This is a genomic window from Anaerosporobacter mobilis DSM 15930 (assembly GCF_900142955.1).
In the GTDB taxonomy this organism is placed as follows: Bacteria; Bacillota; Clostridia; order Lachnospirales; family Lachnospiraceae; genus Anaerosporobacter; species Anaerosporobacter mobilis.
In genome coordinates this window covers 1-20,842 of record NZ_FRCP01000030.1, presented here as the reverse complement: position 1 = coordinate 20,842, position 20,842 = coordinate 1, and the positions used below count along the sequence as shown (strand labels likewise).

The 20,842-nt window shown below is 36.1% G+C and carries 26 protein-coding genes; all 26 read right to left on the bottom strand.

Translation table 11 applies throughout. From position 1 onward, the window contains the following. Positions 1-22: 22 nt before the first annotated feature. On the bottom strand, positions 23-469 hold the full coding sequence (locus tag BUB90_RS22450; protein ID WP_073291795.1) for a hypothetical protein: 447 nt from the start codon (positions 467-469) through the stop codon (positions 23-25). Beyond that, positions 444-653, bottom strand: a complete 210-nt coding sequence (locus BUB90_RS22445) for a hypothetical protein (RefSeq protein ID WP_073291793.1) — start codon at positions 651-653, stop codon at positions 444-446. The genes BUB90_RS22450 and BUB90_RS22445 overlap by 26 nt, the downstream gene beginning before the upstream one ends. Further along, on the bottom strand, positions 638-2,860 hold the full coding sequence (locus tag BUB90_RS22440) for a tail fiber domain-containing protein (protein ID WP_073291791.1): 2,223 nt from the start codon (positions 2,858-2,860) through the stop codon (positions 638-640). Before BUB90_RS22440 ends, BUB90_RS22445 begins: the two co-directional genes overlap by 16 nt. A 13-nt stretch (positions 2,861-2,873) precedes the next feature. Continuing rightward, the gene (locus tag BUB90_RS22435; protein ID WP_073291789.1) at positions 2,874-3,266 is read right to left on the bottom strand and encodes a DUF6711 family protein; all 393 of its coding nucleotides are present in this window, start codon (positions 3,264-3,266) and stop codon (positions 2,874-2,876) included. 14 nt (positions 3,267-3,280) lie between these two features. Then, the gene (locus tag BUB90_RS22430) at positions 3,281-6,346 is read right to left on the bottom strand and encodes a phage tail protein (RefSeq protein ID WP_073291786.1); all 3,066 of its coding nucleotides are present in this window, start codon (positions 6,344-6,346) and stop codon (positions 3,281-3,283) included. Between the two features lie 16 nt (positions 6,347-6,362). After that, positions 6,363-6,926 carry a Gp15 family bacteriophage protein gene (locus tag BUB90_RS22425; protein ID WP_073291784.1) on the bottom strand — a complete coding sequence of 188 codons (564 nt, stop codon included), beginning with the start codon at positions 6,924-6,926 and terminating at the stop codon, positions 6,363-6,365. Beyond that, positions 6,923-7,366: a hypothetical protein gene (locus BUB90_RS22420; RefSeq protein ID WP_073291782.1), complete on the bottom strand. Its 444-nt coding sequence runs from the start codon at positions 7,364-7,366 to the stop codon at positions 6,923-6,925. The genes BUB90_RS22425 and BUB90_RS22420 overlap by 4 nt, the downstream gene beginning before the upstream one ends. Positions 7,367-7,419: 53 nt before the next feature. After that, the gene (locus tag BUB90_RS22415; RefSeq protein ID WP_073291780.1) at positions 7,420-7,950 is read right to left on the bottom strand and encodes a hypothetical protein; all 531 of its coding nucleotides are present in this window, start codon (positions 7,948-7,950) and stop codon (positions 7,420-7,422) included. A 5-nt stretch (positions 7,951-7,955) separates the two neighbouring features. Further along, positions 7,956-8,396 (bottom strand): hypothetical protein, encoded by a 441-nt coding sequence (locus BUB90_RS22410; protein WP_073291778.1) that lies wholly within the window; start codon positions 8,394-8,396, stop codon positions 7,956-7,958. Between the two features lie 3 nt (positions 8,397-8,399). Further along, the gene (locus BUB90_RS22405) at positions 8,400-8,825 is read right to left on the bottom strand and encodes a minor capsid protein (protein ID WP_073291776.1); all 426 of its coding nucleotides are present in this window, start codon (positions 8,823-8,825) and stop codon (positions 8,400-8,402) included. Between the two features lie 8 nt (positions 8,826-8,833). Beyond that, positions 8,834-9,202 (bottom strand): hypothetical protein, encoded by a 369-nt coding sequence (locus BUB90_RS22400; protein WP_073291773.1) that lies wholly within the window; start codon positions 9,200-9,202, stop codon positions 8,834-8,836. A gap of 1 nt (position 9,203) precedes the next feature. Continuing rightward, entirely contained in the window at positions 9,204-9,590 is a 387-nt protein-coding gene (locus BUB90_RS22395) for a head-tail connector protein (protein WP_073291771.1), read from the bottom strand. A 15-nt stretch (positions 9,591-9,605) separates the two neighbouring features. Next, positions 9,606-10,667 carry a phage coat protein gene (locus BUB90_RS22390; RefSeq protein WP_073291769.1) on the bottom strand — a complete coding sequence of 354 codons (1,062 nt, stop codon included), beginning with the start codon at positions 10,665-10,667 and terminating at the stop codon, positions 9,606-9,608. A gap of 19 nt (positions 10,668-10,686) precedes the next feature. Next, positions 10,687-11,316, bottom strand: coding sequence for a phage scaffolding protein (locus BUB90_RS22385; protein ID WP_073291767.1), 630 nt, complete (start codon positions 11,314-11,316; stop codon positions 10,687-10,689). Between the two features lie 133 nt (positions 11,317-11,449). Further along, a complete protein-coding gene (locus BUB90_RS22380; protein ID WP_073291764.1) occupies positions 11,450-11,908 on the bottom strand; it encodes a DUF2829 domain-containing protein in 459 nt (152 codons plus the stop codon). 148 nt (positions 11,909-12,056) lie between these two features. Continuing rightward, positions 12,057-12,368 carry a ribosomal-processing cysteine protease Prp gene (locus tag BUB90_RS22375; RefSeq protein WP_073291762.1) on the bottom strand — a complete coding sequence of 104 codons (312 nt, stop codon included), beginning with the start codon at positions 12,366-12,368 and terminating at the stop codon, positions 12,057-12,059. Next, a complete protein-coding gene (locus tag BUB90_RS23755; RefSeq protein ID WP_170865570.1) occupies positions 12,334-12,504 on the bottom strand; it encodes a hypothetical protein in 171 nt (56 codons plus the stop codon). Before BUB90_RS23755 ends, BUB90_RS22375 begins: the two co-directional genes overlap by 35 nt. Beyond that, complete coding sequence (locus BUB90_RS22370; protein ID WP_073291759.1) at positions 12,504-13,664, bottom strand: phage minor capsid protein; 1,161 nt, start codon at positions 13,662-13,664, stop codon at positions 12,504-12,506. The genes BUB90_RS23755 and BUB90_RS22370 overlap by 1 nt, the downstream gene beginning before the upstream one ends. Next, a complete protein-coding gene (locus BUB90_RS22365) occupies positions 13,664-15,058 on the bottom strand; it encodes a phage portal protein (protein ID WP_073291757.1) in 1,395 nt (464 codons plus the stop codon). Before BUB90_RS22365 ends, BUB90_RS22370 begins: the two co-directional genes overlap by 1 nt. Next, the gene (locus tag BUB90_RS22360; RefSeq protein ID WP_242952592.1) at positions 15,058-17,157 is read right to left on the bottom strand and encodes a PBSX family phage terminase large subunit; all 2,100 of its coding nucleotides are present in this window, start codon (positions 17,155-17,157) and stop codon (positions 15,058-15,060) included. The genes BUB90_RS22365 and BUB90_RS22360 overlap by 1 nt, the downstream gene beginning before the upstream one ends. A 63-nt stretch (positions 17,158-17,220) precedes the next feature. Beyond that, complete coding sequence (locus BUB90_RS22355) at positions 17,221-17,409, bottom strand: hypothetical protein (RefSeq protein ID WP_073291755.1); 189 nt, start codon at positions 17,407-17,409, stop codon at positions 17,221-17,223. A gap of 209 nt (positions 17,410-17,618) precedes the next feature. Next, positions 17,619-18,062: a hypothetical protein gene (locus BUB90_RS22350; RefSeq protein ID WP_073291754.1), complete on the bottom strand. Its 444-nt coding sequence runs from the start codon at positions 18,060-18,062 to the stop codon at positions 17,619-17,621. Positions 18,063-18,090: 28 nt separating this feature from the next. Continuing rightward, positions 18,091-19,092 carry a site-specific tyrosine recombinase/integron integrase gene (xerA, locus tag BUB90_RS22345; RefSeq protein ID WP_073291752.1) on the bottom strand — a complete coding sequence of 334 codons (1,002 nt, stop codon included), beginning with the start codon at positions 19,090-19,092 and terminating at the stop codon, positions 18,091-18,093. A gap of 144 nt (positions 19,093-19,236) precedes the next feature. Beyond that, a complete protein-coding gene (locus BUB90_RS22340) occupies positions 19,237-19,548 on the bottom strand; it encodes a hypothetical protein (RefSeq protein ID WP_073291750.1) in 312 nt (103 codons plus the stop codon). A gap of 1 nt (position 19,549) precedes the next feature. After that, entirely contained in the window at positions 19,550-20,038 is a 489-nt protein-coding gene (locus tag BUB90_RS22335) for a YopX family protein (RefSeq protein WP_073291748.1), read from the bottom strand. 400 nt (positions 20,039-20,438) lie between these two features. Further along, a partial coding sequence (locus tag BUB90_RS22325) for a hypothetical protein (protein WP_207650265.1) occupies positions 20,439-20,842 on the bottom strand: 404 nt, incomplete at its 5' end.

The window sequence follows — 20,842 nt, the reverse complement described above, 5'->3', positions numbered from 1 at the left end:
TAAATAGCTATTTATTAAACCATTATACTATTGTTCCGTCAACGCTAAACCATGCTCCTATCGAATATAACGATCCAGCAATATAGCTAGAGTGGGTTACTTCAAATATGACAGATCCAACTTCTGTTACAACAATTGTAACTGGTACATTACCATACGTTCTGTCATAAAAACCCAAGCTTCTAGTGACAGTAACAGTTGGTTTTGTGCTATATGTTAATGGGAATGAAAATACACATTCACACTTTCCACTCGTTCTACATGCGCCAATCAAATACACATAAGAATAATTAGCAGAATTAAATTTACTTTTATTTAGTAAATTATTATTTACCGTATTTAATCCATCATTTAATGTCTCAATCGCATTGTCACAATCGTCTATACCTTTATCCATTCTATTTAGATTTTCAGCACTTACATAAGTAGTGGTACTATTCCAGTTAAGCCTTGCGTATCTTTTCGCCATCTTGTTCACTCTCCTTTGCTTCTTTTTCCTCTTTTGAAATAGCTAAATTAGCTTGAATATCAACATCTCCTTTTATTTCCCCCATAATAATTGATACAACAGTTGGAGGTAATTCACACTCACTAATCAGATTAATTATTCCATTTTTTAATTTCGCTACCGCATAGTTCATACCAATGTGCATATAATTTCCTCCAAATCACTGATTTTCTTATAGAGTTTCTTAATCATCATCACATGCATAGCGTGCATATCTTCATAGTTGATTCGATAAACTCCGTCTTTAACATATTTACGTTCACCTTCTGTAACTATTTCTGTATCATATTCAACTATGTTATATTTATCTTCGTCATATGATTCTGCTATTTCTTGTGCAACAAAACCAAAATGTACCTTATTATTGTTTGTATTCTTTTTAAATTTGTACTGAACAGGATTTAGATTCATATACTCTTTTTCTACATCAAGTGGTTTGATATTCTTTTTAAGACGTTTATCTGATGCCTGCCTAGCTTTTACCCACCCCATAGTAGGCACATTTTCATCACCACTTGTATTATAGAAAGACAAGTAATATGTACCTGGATATGTAGGACTTGTAGAAAGGCTTACCCTTAAATCTGTTGCATAAGCAGATGAAGTAAGTACACTACTACCATTTACCGATAAATTTGTAAATACTGCATTTCTTGCTTCTATTGAACCCATAAACTTACAATGTGTTGAACTATTAGCTATTTGCAATGTGCCTTGTGATGGGACCTCAAATATAGGGAATCTCAAACCGCTATACTCATAATAAACACCATTTGTAAAATATGCATTATTTAACTTTGCACTTGTTGCTTCTAAATCGCCGTTCGTCGTTACTTTGAAGTTCCCATTTGCGCTTATTACACCATTGAAGTTTATCTTGTTAGCACTTATTGTTATACTTTCTGCGGTCTGGTTAATAGAAGATATAACACCGTTCTTATCAACCTTTGTTGATATTTCAGAATCGGTAATAGCAAACTGTGCACTCATATTCGCTGATAGGTTATTAACCTGTGCTGTTATAGAAGTATCAGTCTGAGCGATCTTTGTGTTAAGCTGTTCGCTTACATTGTTTACTTCTGTAGTAATCTCTTTAGCAGTCTGTGTGATCTTACTGTTAATCTCATATTCAAGATTAGTCATGTTGTTTTTGCAAGGTAATAAGCTACCGTCTGGATACCACGGACCAGGTAACAGCACATTGATCTGCCTATCGAACTCTGATATTTCGCTCTCCATACTCTCTACGTCTCTTGTCAGCTTGTTTGTCTTACCCCTTAACTGCTTAACCTCGGCATTAAGTGATATTACCTGCACTATTTCCTCATTACCTTTAGTCTCGATAGCGTCGGAAATAGATTGTATTCCCTTAAGGTTTCTACTCAAAATATACGATGTTATGGCCGTACCATAAGTAACCCCATCTCCAACCTCTAAATAAGGTAATCCAAGCATTTCACAAGTGTAAGGTACATATGTTATACCTAGTATGTTTATAGCAGCATTATCGGCTATAGTTTGCAATGCACTAGCTGATTTTCCATACACAAGGAAGTTATCTTGTATTTTGTAGCAGTTAGAACCAGTACCAACTATTGCACCGACGTCGCCATCTTCTTGGTTGATCTGTAGCTTGTCAATAGGCTTCGTACTGTACTTCTCGTACTTCAATTTCTTGTATGAACCGCTTGGGATTGTATCATCAACTACCGTTTTACTTAGCACCTTATGTTGTAGCTTTCCATCACGTCCAATGTGCCCAAACGCTCCGTTTATCTGTTCTAGACTTCTAAGAACCTCTAAACCATTTAAAGTATTACTACTTATCGTCTTTGTTACAGTCATTCCATCATTAGGTAGGCCACTATCAACATATTCCACACCGCAATGTGTACAAAGTGATTCTCTCATTGCCTTAAGAGTAAGTGGGAATGTCAGTGATTCATACCATTCAACTACATCTTTATCAAACTTCCTCATGTTGTCATACGCTGTAACTTCTAAGAATCTTCTGCTATCCTGTTCTATTGCGCTATCTACTGTAAAGGTCCCTAGCTTGATTTCTGTACCGTTTACTGTCTGTGTCAGTGCGAATGTCTTACCGTTTATATCTTCTGTTATGTCTGCGAATTTGACTTTTAAACAAGCAGCTTCGCACGAACCAAATACCAAATTCTCCGATGAGTTAAGAGATTCTTGCAAGTCGAAACTACCTGCAACTACTTGCTCATTCTCAATTATTAGTTCCGGATCCATGAACGTGAATTTCAAGTCTTTCTGTACTGGCTCTGACCGATAAGGAAGATAATCGGTCTTGTATAAATCTTTTAATTCTGTTGAAATATCTAACAATTATCTTCCTCCTCTAATATTCAATCAAAGTCACACTAATAGGTTCATAGGTACGAGAAAACGTTTTTTTATCTATCTCCTGCATTACCCAATCTATATCTGGTACGTAGAAATCACCACTTAAATACGCTTCTCTTTCATCGTTCCAATATGTTAACGTGACTAGTCTACGACTTGGTAAAACAGTCTGAATATGTAATTTCTCTGCTACAGATAGTTCATTCGTGCTCAACCAAATCTTTGACCGTAAATGACTTAATATATTACGATGAAGTTTCCCGTTTCCATCTGTGTAACTATCCTCGTCTGTTTGCTGATCAGGATTACTTTTATAGCCTTTCTCTGCTAGCAAGTCATTGTTGAGGACAGTACTACCATTTTTTATTACCCAACCTTCAAATGCCATATACTATCCCCTTTCTATGCTAGTTGAAAAGACATTTTACCAGCTTTAGCGTTCTCGTTATTTTCTGATATAACTTCCTTCATAATTGTTTTACCACCAATTATTATTTCTAATTGGATTGGACTTCCGTTGTTTCCTACTCCACCCATCTCCATTATTGCTTCTTTAAAAGCTTGTTTCATTGTAGGAATAGGGGATACAACCTCGGGTGCTCTCTTGTTATCACCTAATGTTGCTAAGAAGTTTCCGTAGTTAGCAGGAACAACGGTACCAGTTGCAAGTGCAGGTATTTTAGGTACAGAAATCTCACTTACCCATGAAAATGGCTTAAATCCTGCTATATTAGTATTCTTAATTTTACTCAAGGCACTGTTTAATCCTTTGAATGGCACTGCTATAACCTTGTTAATACCGCCAATAAGACCGTTAATTACAGCTTTCAATCCACTTAATATTCCATCTTTAATACCGTCAAATATTTTTCCACCTTTGGAGAATACATTCTTAACATTTGTCCACGCTTCTGTAAAGATTGTTTTAAACCAGTTTGATATGCCGCTGAACGCATCTTTTACACCTTTACAGATACCAGAAAAATATGTCTTAATATTTTCCAACGTAAACGCATTTTTAATACTTGTCATTACAGATGTAAACTTCGTACTGAACCACTCTGGAAGTGAAGTAAAGAAGTTCTTTATATTAGTAACTAGGTTCTTAAAGTGCGTTTTTACAGTTTCGATTAGTGCTGTTATACCATTAATCATACCTTGCATTAGGTAGCCACCGATTTCAGTGAAAACGGTTGATGGAGAGTGAATACCTAATAGTTTTTTTATGTTATCTACAATAGGATCTACGATATGTTTCTTTACCCAATTAAAAGCATTCTTTATAATATCACTTAGTGAAATACCGTTCTGCAAACCTTCGATGATATTCTTACCTATCTGTGCACCTATTCCAAATATCAATGATATAGCTCCATTTACAGCGGCTACAAGGGCATCTACAATACCAGTAATAACTTTACCCCAGTTAATACCACTGATTAAGTCTACAATGTCACCACCAAGTGCTGCCCAGTCAACCGCCTTAATAGCAGATGTAAGAGAATCGAGTATACCTACTGCAAGGCCTGATAGATCCATTCCAAGTTTCTTCCAGTCAGTGTTAGTTAAGATTCTATTTATTCCGCTACCAATTGCAGTACCTAGTCCGCTAAAATCAAAGGTTGTAACAAAACCATAAAGAAGATTTATTGCTCCGTTTAAACCGTTTGAGAGAGCTGTACCGATAGCAATCCAATCTATTGTACCTATAAGAGTGTTAAGAGATTGTGCAATTGTAGTCCCCATGTTGGTAAAATCAATAGCTTTTACTGCATTATCTAGTGTCATGAATATTCCATTAACACCAGTTCCCATCGTTAAGGCTAAAGCGTTCCAGTCTATTGTTCTAAAGGCTGAATCAATACCAGTTCCGATACCTGTACCAAATGCTCCCCAGTCAAATGTATCTACGAACGTCTGTGCGAAGTAAATAGCCGTGTTAATTCCATTACCCAATGTAGAACCTACCAATGTCCAATCAAGACCGTAAATAGCACCATTTAGGAATGTGGCAAGGCTTTTCGCAACTTTATTACATGTAGCTTGTATGTTACCCCACGGAATAGATTCCATAGCACTGTTTAGCTTCTCACCAATTATCATTCCTATTTCAGTAAAGTCAGATTCTTTCCACGCTTTCTTAAGTGCTTCTACAAATTCAGATACTCCACCGCTTTCATCTATCGGAGTTGTAAAGTCTGGCTTAATAGCTGTATCACCTGCGCCACCACCTCCACCACCAGACGATGAATCATCTGCACTAGAGGAATTATGGAGTTCGTCAAAGTCTGCCAACCCTTTTAAAGCCTTTTTGGCTTTCTTTGCACTACCTGCTGTCTTGTCCAATGCTGCCGCTTGATCGTATTGAGACTTAGCAGCTGCTTGACTTGCTTTTACGCTCTTTCCAAATAGCATGCTTAAGAATTGAGCTAGTGCTGCAGTAACCTTGACAAGAACACTGAATAATGCATTTAAGGCAGGTAAACAGGCTTCTAGAATTGGTTGAAACGCTGTATATAAATTGCCCTTAATCTGTGCTAGGTTTGCAGATAATTGAGGACTTGTTCGCACTATATTTGAGAATCCAGTACCTAACGCTTGTAGTCCTTTTGATAAAGCCATGAAACCAACCGACATCAGCATCATTCGTCCCATCATGCCACTAAACATACTCTTGATACCGTTTAATGGGTTAAGTTTTGCAAGCATTGTTTTGGCTCCACGACCAACAGCACTTGCTGCTTTGCCAACACCTTTTACTATCATTCCAAACGCACTACCAATTGTCTTAGCCACAGTTCCAACTTTCCGAAGTCCGTTACTTGCAGTATTACAAGCTTGTTGTAACCGCTTAAATAATGCACTTAACCTACTGGTTGTTGTTCCTGCCTTTGTCTGCTCTGCATCTAATTTTTCTAATTGCTGCACTGAACCCTGTGTATTTAACTGCTTTGCATTTGCAGCGTTTTCCTTTGCTTGTACCTCTGCCAGTTTAGCTTCATATTCGCTAAGTTTACCAGTTAATGCATTGTACTTAGCTTGCATCGCATCAAGCTTAGAAGTATCAGTTCCTTGTGTAAAATCTCCCCCACCTGATTTCAAACTTGCCATGTCTGCCTTAGCTGCATTTAGTGTATTTCTTGCTTCATTGATATTGTATTGTAAGTTTTTCCATGACTTACTACTTTCATCAATTCCTCCTAACGCTTTAAGTCTATCTTCTGTAGCCAAATACTTATTAAGTTGCGATTCAGCTTGGGATATCTGTTTTTGAATCTCTTGATATTCTTGGGTAGGAACTTTAGTATTCTGCATATCCTTCATAGATTTTTCTAGCTTGCTCATCTCGGACTGTGTCTTTTTAATGTTGTTTGTAAGACTTATCTGCTTACTAGACATTTTCTGTACACCTTCAACGAAGCCGCCTTCATCTACTTTTGTGTCAAACTTAAGAGTTCCATCTGCCATCTATTCTCTCACCTCCTTACGTGTATAGTGAGTTGATAAAATCTATTTCTCCTTGTTGCTCTACTGTGTACTTCTTCTGTAGCTCACAGATAGATCTATTCTCGTTAAAGAATTCTTGCTCATGCTTTTCTAGTTTCTTTTTTTTATTCTTCTTACTGCGAATATTCATAACTGTAGAAAAAAGTCCTTCTCCTATCTCGTAGAAGTACGAAATAAAAGTCCAAAAATGTACGTAATCACATTCTCGGACCTCTTTGCCTGCAACCTTATTAACTGCACTAAATATAATTTGTTCATCTTGTTCCCAGTCGTACAGCCTTATTAATGATTTCTTACTATCTTCTAATCTGTCTCCGCAATTCAAAAACCATATAGCCTTTTCAACCGCTTCTTGTGCATCTTCATCCTTTATTAATTCGCGATCATAATACATTATTTCAAGCATTGCTTCGTATTTTTCTTCAATGCTCATTTCTGCATCATCAAACACTTGCAGTATTAGTAAGCAGTCTCTGTAATCTGTCCTGATATCTAGCTCCATTCCACCTACTTCAAGTGTTTTATGTAATCTTCCTATCATCGGCGCTTAGATGCTTGTGAAGAATACTTATCAATGCGGTTTTTAGATGCTTTTGCAGTTGATTCTAATTCCTTTGTAATAATTGGAATAATCATTTCAAGAAATCGCTCGATAAAATACTTTCCGTTGTTCAGATCCAAGCAGTTTAGGGCCTTGAAAACAACTTCTGACACATTGCTGTTAAACATATAGTCTAATTGTTCCTTAATTTTGCAATCAAGCTCATAAATATCATTAGCTTTATCTTCTTCACTCTTCGATTCATCGTTAGCAATTATTTCAGCTGATTCCACTAATGCATTGATATTCTTTTCTCCATCTTTCAATCGTTTCCCAAGGTTAAGATCACTAGGATAAATAATTATTGTTCCTAGCAACTTACCGTTTTCGTCCTCGATTTCATAGGATTTAGAACCTGTGTCAATTTTTAATCTTGCCATTTAAATTCCTCCTTAAAATAAAGGACACCCTACTAAGAGTGCCCTTACTGTTGTTATTCTCCGCTTCCTACTGTGAATGTCTTAGTAGTTTTATCCCATGTTCCAGACACACGACCACCGTTATAGTGAATTTCAAATGGAATATTTACTCCGCCTACATCACCACCGATTGATTGAGGAATTACAATTACATTCTCTTTGTATGCCCATACTTGTGTACCATCAGATTCCACTAAAATATCTACCACTGTGGTTTCTAATGATGATCCAGTACTTCTTTTGTTGATGATATCAGAAAGTCTTTCGTAAAGAGCATCACCTTTTCTAGCATAGTAAGTTTCAACACTTCCCTGTGGTTCATACCCTTTTACTGTAATAGATGTTTCTCCCCAGATATTTTTTACTGTTTCACTGTCTGGATTCATCTCAACAGCATATTCTTCTAGATCCTTACCGATTTTGACATAAGCAGCTGACGAACCACCGAATGAGCTATCAATATAATGTAGTAGCCATTGACGTTCAAATTTCGCGTTAGCTTCCATAACAGGTTCAGCGAATACTTGTAAATTCATTTTTTTCATACTATCTATTCCTCACTTTCTAACGTGTAATTTACTTTTATTTGTAATTGATACGTAATAAGCTGTCCATTTTCGCTTTTCCCCCATGCCATAGCATTGGCAATAGAAACAGACTGAATATGGCCAATCATATCAACTCCATTTATAGTTGCTGCTACCTCTTGTCCTTTTACTGTTTCAAGATAGTAACCTAAATCCAATAAAAAAGTACTGTTCTGCAATCTGTCATAGTCATTAGTTGACTGATTTGTTGCATACAGTACCATGTTGTTAGTTCGCGTTTGATTGCCTAATATGTCTTTCTTAAGCAAGCTATCGTTTGTAGAGGAAAGGCCGTAATTATGGTCTTCTTCCTCGTTGAAATCAATGTGTACTTCGTCACTAATGAAATCCGATATATTAGGGTAATCAGTTAACACTTGTCTCATTACTTCTATTACATTCATTTGCTACCCCCTACTCGCTATTTCTTGCGCACCTTGAAGTATTTCTTCCTTGTGGTCTTGCATTGCCCTATCGAACCAAAATGGACCTGCTTTTGGGTGTCTAGATGTGTTGTGGACTAAGTTTCTATCTGTAACCACTTTCTTACCACCAAGCGGTGCCCATGTGCTACCAGTAGGCTCATAGATCATAACATTTCCATAGTACTGAAACCTTGCATAAGGAGAGTTATATTCTATTGTGCCACTACCAATTACTGTACCTGCTGTAGCTGATTTTTCCATCATTCCTGATAACATAGGAGTATAATGAGACATGACACGCAAGCATTCACTATCAACGAATTTTTGTATCTCTCCACCTTCCACAAGTCCATGCGACTTAAGCATTTCAGCAGTAGGTTTCATATCTAAATGTGCATCAAATCGCATATAACCACCTACTTTCCACTAAGTTCCCAGTGCCACATACGCTTACTACCGTGATTTTTAAGTGAACATGAATTGATTATAAATGTATTATGAGAAGCAATAAGCGCTCTTGTTCCTGCTGATTGTGTAGATTGTGACGTGTTGTCAAACTCAAAATCAGTTTCTCCAAGTATTATGTAGTCCTTAGTCTTGTTAATGACTAGATTCTGCACAACGCTATAAGGAATAGATATATACAAGCTATCTACACTTGCTAATCCAGATTTCTTGATTGCAGTTGCTTGGTCCTCGTCCCAGAAGCACTTGTCATACACATTCTTTTCAAATCCGTTTTTACCGAGATGAAATATTGTAACTTTTACAGTTTGCTTTCCCATATCACACCCCACAGTACAATAGACCAGTGTTCGCAAGCCATGTTCTAACAACACTAACAGACTTCATGCTATCTTCCTGTTCTACTGTCTTTCTATCTTTGTACGATGCGGACCATGTACCGTCTTTTTCTGACGCTACGCTACTATCAGATTCACTATCACGCTGATTACATGAATACAAATGTTCTGCTAATTCGCATACACACATCTGCACACCTTCTGATATTTCAATCGTTTCATCTATGTTGCCATACGTATACATTCTCACTAGATTACTTGCATTGATGGACCACTTATCAAATGCAGTTGAGGGAATTGTACATTCCCCCATTGCACTTTTATATGTGCCATCGTAGTACGTTCTATCAGTTAATGCTGTTACTGCCATGACACTGCTCCTTTCTTATCCTCTAGTAATTACTCTAGCAATAGGTATTGCTTTGTGTGGGAAATATTCAGCCGAACCACTCTCATTACTGTTTGCTAATGACCACTTAGATCCAGTTTCTAGATTTGCATCTGTAGGTGACAATATAGAACTGTCGGTGAAAGAAATTCCATATGGAGAAAAAATCTTTCTTTGACGACCATATAAAGTATCTTGACCACCATTTTTTGCAGGATCCCTGTCGGTTTCATAAGGAACTTTAGCACCACAATCCGTATACTCGATCGCTCCATCACCTAGTACATAAGATGTGTATTTAGTATAAGCTTCCACCTCTCCTACTTTTGGTACTTCTTCTACCGGCATAGTATCGTCAACTAATACTAACTTACCATTCAATGTTGCAAGTGGTAATGATCTTTCGATTCCGTCCTTATCAGTGTATTTCATGTACTCAAGTAGATTAAGATTTTCTAGTCCTGTAGCAACAGCAGAATGCATGATTGCTAATGTAAACTTCGCTTTGTTGTCTCCTAATGCTTTTTGAATAGCATTGTTAAGAGTAACCGGTCCAAATACTCCTGTACCGTCCGTTTTGTCCGATATATCATACGTATGTCCGTTAACAAATTCTAGGTTTTTTGCACCTGTCATAGAGAAGATACCTTTTAATACACTTAATAGTGTTGCTTGGTCGATATCGTCCCAATATTCTCCTACTTGGCTTGCTACTTGTGCTAAAAAGTCAGTTCCACCAGTAATATCGTAACCAAAATCTGTTTCCACCCATGCATCTGCTCTACCAACTACTATACGTCCTTGTGTAAATGTTTTTAACTTCTTCGCTTCAATATCAGTTGATCCATTATAATTCTGTGCTTTACCTCCAATTCTTCCTGTAATAGGAACTGTAGCATAGTTTCCACCAACTTGGTCAGCAAACTTAGACGCAATATCCTGTCTTTGTCTGATTGCTTTTGATTTGATTAATTCATTTCTGTTTAAATTTGGTGTCTTATCAGCATAGGCCATGAACACCTCACTGTTAAAATTCTTACTATCAAAAATACCTGGCATATTATTACCTCATTCTTTCTTAAATTAATGTTGTGATATCAACTTCCGGGTGTTCATTTTTATATTTCATAGCTTCCGAAAGTGTCATTTTTTCACCTTGTTTTCGTTGTTTCGTTCCTTTGATAATCACTGGTTTCTTTTCGTCTTCTTCGTCTTCAAACGCTGTTGGATTAGATTCCTTTAGCTGCTTCATAAAGTCGTCTCCACCCAAGAACTGGCCATTCTCAAGCTTAAGCTCTTTCTTCTTGAACTCTTCTAAAGCTGCCTTTTTAGCCAATTCAGAAGTAAATTTAAACCCTTTGAAATATTCTTGAACTGCGCTTGTGTATTCAATCTCTGCCAACTTTGTACTGAACTCTGTTTCTTTACTCGAAAGATCTTTTTTAAGCTTAGTAATCTCTCCTTGTAACTCTGTGACATCAACGTCCTTAAACTGCTCAAGAGCATTATTTGCTGTATCAAGCAATGTTTTGTTGTTGTCTCTCTCTGTAACTGCTGTATTGTACTTTTCAATACTCACATATCCGCCACCGCCTAAGTTGGCAATCTTGACTTGTTTATCCTTGTTATCTGGCAATGAATTATATGTGTTTATAGCAGCTTCAAACTTTGGGTATTCTTCTCCTAAAATTTCTTTTAAAAATTCCATAGTTTCCTTTCATCGACCTTGTTTTTATATGTGGTGGCTTCCACTTCGATACGGTGTTTATATCTCTATCCGCAAGAGTTAAATTTAGTTTAAACGTCATTTCGGACATAATAAAAAGCCATGTTTCCATGACCTAATCAACAATATTCCAATCTTCTGCTAAGCAATCATTAATGCTAGGAACCCATGTAGAAACTGTTCCTTTTACATTCTTAATTGCTAAGTATGGTTCATATGCCACTTTATTTTCTTCGTCTGCTATGCTAGCTCCAATATCTGTACATGCTTCATATCTTGCACCTGGCACGTAATAAATGAACATTCCTTTTCCATTCCAACCTGCTCTTGCCACCTTGAATCCATTCTTAAGCAATTCTACGGCAATTCCAAATACCATACCGTTACATTCCTTGTATGCTTTCTCAAATACTTCCTTAGGTGACCATGATTGATAACCATCTTCATATTCAACAAGATATCCTTCGTCGTTTGGGTTCTCATTGCTTGGAATAGTCCACCCTCTGTACTTGTTATAATCTCCTATACTCATAGGAGTAGCTTGTAACATTTTAGTTCCGATATATTTCTTCATAACTTGCCTTCTTTCTGTTGCCTATCGCAACGCATAAAAATAAGACGTTAACGCACGTCTTGAACGAGATAAAAAGGATCACCGCCTTTCTACTTTTTCTTTCCTGTTTTCTTAGTTACTTTACCTTTTGATTTACAAGCCAAATTAATCACTTCCTTTTATATTCAATGTTATTTGGATACTCCTCTGCTATGCTCATATATCCTAGTCTAGCAGATTCTAGTAATATGTTGCTTTGTATACTTGGTTTGTCATGTAATCTATACTCAACAAACCCATTTCCTTGATAAACGTCTACCTCTTTATGTGCAATCTCTTGCAAGGAGTTAATCATATTGATTGATAAACAGGAGATAGCAGCACATACTATGTCATAACCACAATTTCTAAAGCTTGCATGGCCATCTAGTTTAAAACCTACAAGTTTATTCTTTTCTTTGATAGGTGTTATTCTCGTCATGCATCTTCCTCCACCTTTTCATTCTAATTCTGATTTGTATATTCTCTATTGCACAACGTATTATTAGGATTAATGCAACCAAAGCTAGTAGCATTGCCCCTATTGCCAATTTCATAACAAAATATTCTTTAACCACTACATCACCCTCCCTAATCCATCAGCATAAATCCTTTGACGTTCCATCGGCAATTGCATCTTATCTGCAAACTTTGCATATTGTTGGCTGGTAGCTTGATACGCTACCTTTGCATTAATAATATCATCTTGACTTGCGCCACCCTCTTTGAGTAGCTTAATAGTCTTTCTTTGTGTACGCATCTGTGATTCCATCTTACGCATACGCTGTGTAGCTTCGTATTTTGTGTATTCCTTGTCTCCAAACTTTATTTTAGTATTCTCGTCTGCTTGCATCTGTTCAAGCTGTTCATCTGTGTAGCTGCGCTTAGATATACCAAGTATGAAAGGATAGTAGCTATGATAACAGTTAACTCCAAGTAATCCTCCCGGAGTACCTAACCCGCATATTTCTTCTAATTCTTTCTTATTAAATACCTTGCCTTGCCATAGTTGATGGCTTGGTCTTGCAGTACCATGCCAGGATACTTCAAAATGTTCAGTATCAAGCTTTTCTGCATTACTCTGTGTTATATGCCCTACTACTTGATTAACCCCAGTTACTACACACATTCTAACAGCAGTAACCGCGTTAATTGATCTGCCATTCGAATAATCAATAGAGCGAATACCGCCATCTGCTAGCTCTTTTATTGTATCTTTAATTGACTTATCATAACTGAATGAACCGCTTAGTACCTCGTATGCTGCCTTATCAAGCTTATCATGTAAGTATTGCGATGCAGGAGTATATACCTTTTTACCATTCATATTAACCATAAAGCCTGTTGTCTGTGTAATGTTTCTTATTTCATTCTTGGTCTGCTGTTTGATAGCTGATACAAGCTGTTGTAATTCTGCATTGTTCTTATACTCGATAAATTGCTTACCAGTAGCTTCATACAACGACTTATCTCTTGTGTAACCTACCTCAATTGCATTGTTAAATATATTGTCTATCTCTGCATCTGTAATCTTAAGAGTTGATTGTATGTACTTCTTTATATCTTGCTCATATTGTCCATACTGTTTCAATCTATAGAGCAAGTTATCACCAGTAGATGTTATTTCATTGTTAACTTTAATACGATGTACTACATCAATAAGTATCTTTTCTTCCAAATCACGCATGTAACGTTCTATTTGTTTAGGGATACGTTCTAATTCACTGGGTGTGAACATTATTCATCACCACCAGTATCAACATCTGCTTGCTGTGGTATTTTACCTATTGCTTCTTCTTCTGTTTCTCCATACCACTTAGCGCGATACTCAACTAAACTCATAACTCCTATAGCAATATCTTGCCTATCTTGTATACGTTCTTTCTCCGCATCTATTAGTATACTGTCATCCCGTTTAAAACCTACTTCATATTTTCCACCTGTTGGTAGTCCTGATAGCTGACCGATAATTGACATGCAATAAACTAGATGCTCCAAAGCCTTTTGAAGAGCTTTTTGTGTATCAGTAATAGATTGATATGACCTTTGTTTGCTCATCTTGATCTCTTCTGCTGTCTTATCTACTTGTTGAGGATCACTTATAGTTCCATACGCAAGACCGCACTTAAATTCTATCTGTTTTAGTATATTGTTAAGGCCATTGAACAACGAATCGTCTCTTATTTCTGGTGAGAATGTAGTAAATGCACTCTTTGTATTTATTGCTTCGTACTCCATTGTTCTAAATAATCTTTCTTTCCCTTTAGGTAGAACAAAGTTCCCTCTATCATCTTTTTTGAAACAATCAATACTTGCATCTACAGCTAATTCGCTTCCTTCGTATTCCCATAAGATTCTTGAATATTGTTTATCAGCTTCTTTAATGTCGTTAGTTGCCCTAGAAAATACAGAAACACCAATAGGTGAAGTAGTATCTATCGTATTTGCAATAGGCATCTTGAAATAAGCAAATAAAGGTTTATCTACATTCTGTATCATAACCTCTGGCTCTAACTCTTCCCAGTCACTAACATCTGTTAATGGGATTTCTTTTCCTAATGAGTTGTTGCCTTCTATATTCCTTGTAACATAAGCTTTGTTCGATATGTAGTATCCTTCTGTTGTTAAATTGTGATATTCTAACCGTGTATAAAGCTTTTCGCCTATCGTCTTAGTGTCAACAAATACTGCTCCTGTTACCTCTCCACGGCTGTTAAATGCTGTAGGGAAGAAACAATCAGCTTGTGTTAAGTCTACTTCGATGTTTTCTCCATTCACATACGGTTTAAATACCAATCCACCTTTTGCACATGCATATTCTGTGTAGATCCGAATGTTATCTATCACTGTTTGGTACTGATTATTAATATAATCATTTCCCTGTACTTCAGATTCTAATTCTAGTGTAGTTAACCTTGCATATTCGGACGCTATTGTTGCTGCTAGATTCATACTCGATACGGTAGAGCATAGCCACGGTGCTTTATCTTCATACATCTGCGACCAAAGATTAATAGCATTTGCCATCTTGTCACTGGTAACTATATCTGTTTCCAATTCCTTCTCTAATGTGCTACGATTAAACATTTTACTTATCACCTGCCTTATCAGTTCTTTTAATCCGTTAAACATTACTGTCCCCTCCTTCTCCAAATTTCCTCTAGAGCATATCTAACAGCATCAATTTGATGGTTATTCTTATCAGGGTACCCACTAATAATGTTCCCTTCTTTATCCCTATCATATTCATAATCCAAAAACTCTGTAGCTGTATGAGGGGTACGACAATTATCTATAATTATTTCTGCTAATGACGCTAACCATTTCATGGAGTATTCAACACTACCAGGTCCTTTTATTGCTCCCCTTGCGAATATGTCATACTCTTTATAGTCACTTATTGACTTTTGTTCTGCACTATCACAAGTAATTTTATCATTCTGTTGTATTCCATGTTCTTCTTTAAGTATCCTTGCTGTTTCCTTGTTCTTTGTTTTATTACGTCTGTCTTCATCTAAGATATACAGTTTATGTTGTGCTGCATTATAATACATTTTGTTATATGCCCATGGATCAGGATACCACCCCCAGTCAACTCCAAAATACATACGGTCCATAACTGCTATTTCTTCATCTGATATGGTTCTGATATTAACGTTATCAAAAACATTACCACCTGTACCATTAGCAACACCCATATATTCATTTTCATAAGCTATAGGGTTAACTTCCCGTAAATGTTCTGCTTGCTCTATGAACGGTTTTCCTAGCCAATGAGCTGGTACGTCTAAATATGTTGAATGAATCACTAGCCTTTTGATATTCGGTACTTTAATGTACTTATTCGCCCAATTACTGGCACTTTTTGGTGGATTGAATGACTTGAATATATATGCCTTGTCTCCACCACGAATAACGGACTGCTCCATCTTTCTAACTGCCTTTTCCGCATCATCTTCATTACTACCTTTAAATTGGTCTAACTCTTCAAACCACAATACCGCTATATATCCAAAAGGTGCTTTGATTGATTTGATTTTATTAGGATCATCTGCACCTCTGAAATATATCTTTTGCCCTGTTGATTTACGTGTAATTTCTAACGGACTTACAGTACAATGAAATTCATCTAACAATCCCAGTGCTGATATGGCCCATATCATCTGTTGATATACAGAAGTTCTAAGCGTATCAGCTACCTGTCTTAAAATACAAGCATGAATATTGTCATCTTTCATTAAAAGATCTATTATCTGTAATGATATAAAGCACGATTTCGTTGATGCACGGCCACCAGAAAACACATATTCGTTATACATCTTTTCTTCAATGTCATGTACCACTTTTATAAAAGCAGGCGCAATCATAGTAGCAGGAATACCATTGTACTTGGTTCCTGTAATTTCCTTATCCTCTGGCTCTGCCTTCTTGCGTTCAAGCTCTAACTTAGCATTATCATACGCTATCTTGTGCTTGTCCATCGGATTCATTAGGAAGAACTTTTCTAACCAGTCAAGTGACTTTTGTTTATCTGCTAACTTAATTGATACACCGTCTCTCCCTTGTTTAACCTCTTGAATGAGTTGTGTATCAACATTACGCGAATCATTAAGCCTTATCACGTTCACATCTTGCATTAACGGTTTCTTGTCTCCGTATTCGTCCTTTACCTCAACAGGTCCAAACTGTCCGATTACTTGTTGTTGCTCTTGCTTGAATGATAAGTAATCACCTATATCGGCGAATGCAATTCTCATATGCAAATCTACTAGATCATCTGTGCTGCTAACTATCTGTTTCCTTTTAAGTTCTTGCAATCGTTGTACTTCTTCTTTTACAGCAACGTTCTGCAACAGTTCGAATCCGTGTGCTTTTGCACTATCATAGCTACACCCATATGCTTTTATGTAAGATTGTGTTGCATTGAATATCTTACTGTAATATATACAAAAAAGCCTTTGTTCATGGGTAAGGTTATCATTCCTCATAGTTTCCTTAGTCCCATCATCAAAGACTTCTTTCTTTACTGCCTTATTCTTTTTATCTTTTGCAACGTTGCGTTTCTTTTCTTGCGTTGCGTTGCACTCCCATTGATATCTATTCTTCCAACTTCTAATAGTTCCAACAGGTTTATTTAGTTGACTTGCAATCTCAACTAACATCATTCCTTGTCTATATAGTTCATGAGCCTTTTCTGCTTGCTCATTCGGTGACCTAGCCAATCGGCTCACTTCCTTTCGTGTTGTTTTGAGTAAAAGAAAAGCACCCATTAGGGTGCCTATCTCAATTAACTACTAAAGTCCTCTTCTTCTTCTGTCCATTTTTTCTTGGCGAGAAGCCATATCGATATATTCTTTTAAAACCTCTGTAACAATATGTACTGTACTATCGATTGTAATTGGCGTTCCGTCGATATCATTTCTTACCTTTGCTGCTACATTATCAGCAAGTTTTTCCCAACCACTGTCTGCTAATTGATACATAGTTATCCTCCCTTTTAATTAATAATACCATATTATTACTATTATCAACATATGTCAACAAAAATAGCACATACACAAGGAGGTTGCGTACATGCTATCTTGTCGGGAGGTTTATACTAATGAAGAACTGTAAACATAATACATAGTTGTATTGTTCTACTTGCTCTATTATAAGTATAACATATCGAATACGGACAAAACGGACAAACTTATATTTCTTTCTCTAAAAACCTATCATGCTCTTTTCTCAAGCTTTCACTGGTACACTTTCCGCCCATTACATGAGCCATCTTAATCCAGTTCATATCCTCAATGTACCTATGTCTAAGTATCCTACGCATACGACTATCTTGAATATTGGAAATGTACTCTTCAACATCGTTAATTGTATTGTCTATTTCATCAACAAGCCTTTTCTGTCTCTCTATACGCATGTAAAGCCTTGTTTTTTTTCTGCTATACTCTGGATAGGGAAATCCAGCTACTAAAAAGGTTTGTATTCCACCTGATCCACCTTTTACAGAGTCAACAACATATCTTTCATCTTCTATTCTCTGAATTTGTCCTTGAAGCTTCTGTATGTAACCTTCAACCTCTTTTAATTCATCTTTTAGGTCTATATACTGTTTTAATATGCTTTTGTTTAATGTCATTTTATCACCTCCATATACCTCTTATCGTCTAAGCACATCTCATGTGTTCCCTTCTAATCTCCACTTGATTTACAGACGCGTAATGCTTTTCTGTTGTCGCTATATTTGCATGTCCTAATAATTCTTTTATTATTACAATATCGCAGCCTGCGTTGTATAGATTGGTTGCAAAAGTCTTTCTAAATAAATGGACCGTTACATGCTTAGTAACACCAGCTCTTTCCGCAATGTTTTGTAATTCTTTTTGGACCCTTTGAGTATTAATTCTCTTATTCTCTCGTGTAGAAATAAATAATGCTTCGCTATCATCTTCTCTACTATTCAGATAATCTAATAAATGTTTCTTAGCATTTTCATTCAGATATCCTGTTCTATAAGCTCTTGTCTTGGTAGCGTAAATGTTAACCTCTTCTTTAGTAAAATCAACATCTTTTATGTTTAAAGAAGTCAATTCCGATACTCTAACACCCGTACTTAGCAGAAAATCTAATAGAGCAGTCTCCCTTAATGTTTTGCATGCATCTCTCATATTAACTATTTCTTCTTTTGTTAAAAACTCTTTCTTTTTAGTTTGTTGCTTAATTGCCTTTATGGGCCTTACGGGATTCTTTTCAATGTATTCCTCATCTGATGCCCAGGTATAAAATGCACTTAAGAATCTCTTTATATTTGCTAATGTGTTCTGTGTTACTCCCCTTGTCTGCTGATACATTGCTAAGTAATATTTGATATCATTTGTTGTAATATCTTTATAGTTTTTATTCATATAACACAACATATTCCTTGTTGCTTTCACATACTGTTCAATACTCTTCGGAGATAAGTTTTCAAGCCTTTTATTAGCAATAAATAGCTTAATAATATAATCATTATCATCTACATATGTACTCAGTTCAGTATTTTCTTCTTCAATCCTGCACTTTCTCAATTTAATTCTTAGTACATTTTCTAGTATTTGCAGCTCACAAGATCCTAACTTCATGCTCATATCAAAAAGTATCTCTTTAATCATTGTCTCCTTATTATCCATTATTTTTCCTCCCCTTGTTGTGTTTTAGTTATTAAGCAGAACCCATACTCCCCTTATCAGTTCTACTTACTCTTCGCGTCCGAAATCATCGTTTAGCTAACTAACTTTATGTTGTTCAATTAACCAATTAACATATCCTTCTAACTATTCACCGGTAATTGTTCCATCGTTTTTAGCTTTTTTACTTATCTTATCTACAGCAAATACAAGATCAATTCCTTCTACCGTTGGCATTGAAAAATAAGCATCTGTTTCTTTGTTCTTTGCTTTATCTAATAACATATCATGCGTTTCTTGATAACTCTTTGCTAGTAATATAGTCATATTCTCTAACCAATTAATGTATTTTTCTGTTCCGTTCATTTCACATGATTCATATTTACTTTTATCAATGCAATTACCGTCTAAGTAATACTTGCATCTTTTGAAATTACAACAAGGTAGATCTATTCTCATGCTACTCTCTCCCTTCTAACAACGATGGATTCTCGTAAATGTTGCCGATTACTTCAAATGATTTAAATTCAGCTATAAAATCTTCGTGACAGCTATTCATTGTTTCTAATATTCCGCTGTTATTATCAAGGAAGTTATTAAGTTCCCATCTTCCGTTATCAAACTCAACTGATGCATAGTTTGTAAAATCAAACCCTTCTTTGTACTCATAACCTTCTTCTCCAACATCTTCAAACTTAACAATATCCCCTTCGTAGATCTCAGTACCGTTCTTATCCTTTAAGCCTGTGTACTGCTGTATAATTGCTTTAGATATTTCAACACTTAATCTATTATTGCAGTCAATCATTGCTTTCTTATTTATTGTACTGATATACTTCTCTTGTTCTTCATTCACTGCTAGTAATACAACATTACCGTAATACATATTAATACAAGCTACATCAAACATCATATTGTCATAAAATGCACGGTATTTAATCTCTCTCATACTCTATCCTTCCTTTCCTCCAAGAACACACAATTAGTTCCTTTAATCTTCCCTTTGCAGTTCCAGTACCGTTTACACTTCGTACACTCTCTGTCGTGTATCAGCACTTCTTTCTCCTTACTCATGTGTCACACTCCCTAAAGCTCAGATTCGTTTTTCAGATATTTCATATACCCAATTGACTGATTAAGTACATATATTGATACTGCATTTGTAAGCCTGCCTATTAATTCATTTGTATCTTTTTCTTGCTCATATGTTCTGCTTATCACTTCTCCTATTTGCGTATATTGTGTTTTTCCTTGGCTGTTAATCCAGTTTGTTAAATCTTTTACTTTTCCGTTTGATATTTTAGATCGCAAGAAGTCGTTTAATTCAAGTTGTCCTTCACATTCATAATTTACTCACTGTGAGTAAGTTTCCCTATAATTTCATCTGGTGATAGTTTCAAATCTTCATATCTACTTAGACATTCCCTTAAATCACACTTTGACCATAACTCCATGTACAACATTGCTATAATCCCTTCTAGTGTAGAAAATCCATACTGTAAATTCTCAAACATCACTTCATCGAAGTAATCATCATCGCTCCAAAATTCTGCTTGCTGTTCAATATTGTTCTCTTTATATAGTTTTCTTGTTAGATCCCTGCATGACAATTCATTATCGTAATCTCTATACCACGCTGCTCCATCTTTCGTAAACACATCATTATGTGCTAATTCGAACATTCCCATTGTTTTTATATCTGTATTTTTCGTCATTCTCTCCATGTTACTGCTCCTTCCACAAATCTCAATTT

Bases quoted from the DNA above. Each gene is read 5' to 3' on its own strand.
- BUB90_RS22380 (WP_073291764.1), bottom strand. From the start codon at position 11,908: ATGAAGAAATATATCGGAACTAAAATGTTACAAGCTACTCCTATGAGT.
- BUB90_RS22425 (WP_073291784.1), bottom strand. From the start codon at position 6,926: ATGATAGGAAGATTACATAAAACACTTGAAGTAGGTGGAATGGAGCTA.
- BUB90_RS22420 (WP_073291782.1), bottom strand. From the start codon at position 7,366: ATGGCAAGATTAAAAATTGACACAGGTTCTAAATCCTATGAAATCGAG.
- BUB90_RS22400 (WP_073291773.1), bottom strand. From the start codon at position 9,202: ATGGGAAAGCAAACTGTAAAAGTTACAATATTTCATCTCGGTAAAAAC.
- BUB90_RS22445 (WP_073291793.1), bottom strand. From the start codon at position 653: ATGCACATTGGTATGAACTATGCGGTAGCGAAATTAAAAAATGGAATA.
- BUB90_RS22385 (WP_073291767.1), bottom strand. From the start codon at position 11,316: ATGGAATTTTTAAAAGAAATTTTAGGAGAAGAATACCCAAAGTTTGAA.
- BUB90_RS22365 (WP_073291757.1), bottom strand. From the start codon at position 15,058: ATGTTTAACGGATTAAAAGAACTGATAAGGCAGGTGATAAGTAAAATG.
- BUB90_RS22390 (WP_073291769.1), bottom strand. From the start codon at position 10,667: ATGCCAGGTATTTTTGATAGTAAGAATTTTAACAGTGAGGTGTTCATG.
- BUB90_RS22430 (WP_073291786.1), bottom strand. From the start codon at position 6,346: ATGGCAGATGGAACTCTTAAGTTTGACACAAAAGTAGATGAAGGCGGC.
- BUB90_RS22335 (WP_073291748.1), bottom strand. From the start codon at position 20,038: ATGAGAGAGATTAAATACCGTGCATTTTATGACAATATGATGTTTGAT.
- BUB90_RS22350 (WP_073291754.1), bottom strand. From the start codon at position 18,062: ATGACATTAAACAAAAGCATATTAAAACAGTATATAGACCTAAAAGAT.
- BUB90_RS22395 (WP_073291771.1), bottom strand. From the start codon at position 9,590: ATGGCAGTAACAGCATTAACTGATAGAACGTACTACGATGGCACATAT.
- BUB90_RS22450 (WP_073291795.1), bottom strand. From the start codon at position 469: ATGGCGAAAAGATACGCAAGGCTTAACTGGAATAGTACCACTACTTAT.
- BUB90_RS22435 (WP_073291789.1), bottom strand. From the start codon at position 3,266: ATGGCATTTGAAGGTTGGGTAATAAAAAATGGTAGTACTGTCCTCAAC.
- xerA (WP_073291752.1), bottom strand. From the start codon at position 19,092: ATGGATAATAAGGAGACAATGATTAAAGAGATACTTTTTGATATGAGC.
- BUB90_RS22355 (WP_073291755.1), bottom strand. From the start codon at position 17,409: ATGTATCAATTAGCAGACAGTGGTTGGGAAAAACTTGCTGATAATGTA.
- BUB90_RS22405 (WP_073291776.1), bottom strand. From the start codon at position 8,825: ATGCGATTTGATGCACATTTAGATATGAAACCTACTGCTGAAATGCTT.
- BUB90_RS22410 (WP_073291778.1), bottom strand. From the start codon at position 8,396: ATGAATGTAATAGAAGTAATGAGACAAGTGTTAACTGATTACCCTAAT.
- BUB90_RS22415 (WP_073291780.1), bottom strand. From the start codon at position 7,950: ATGAAAAAAATGAATTTACAAGTATTCGCTGAACCTGTTATGGAAGCT.
- BUB90_RS22340 (WP_073291750.1), bottom strand. From the start codon at position 19,548: ATGAGAATAGATCTACCTTGTTGTAATTTCAAAAGATGCAAGTATTAC.
- BUB90_RS22370 (WP_073291759.1), bottom strand. From the start codon at position 13,664: ATGTTCACACCCAGTGAATTAGAACGTATCCCTAAACAAATAGAACGT.
- BUB90_RS22375 (WP_073291762.1), bottom strand. From the start codon at position 12,368: ATGACGAGAATAACACCTATCAAAGAAAAGAATAAACTTGTAGGTTTT.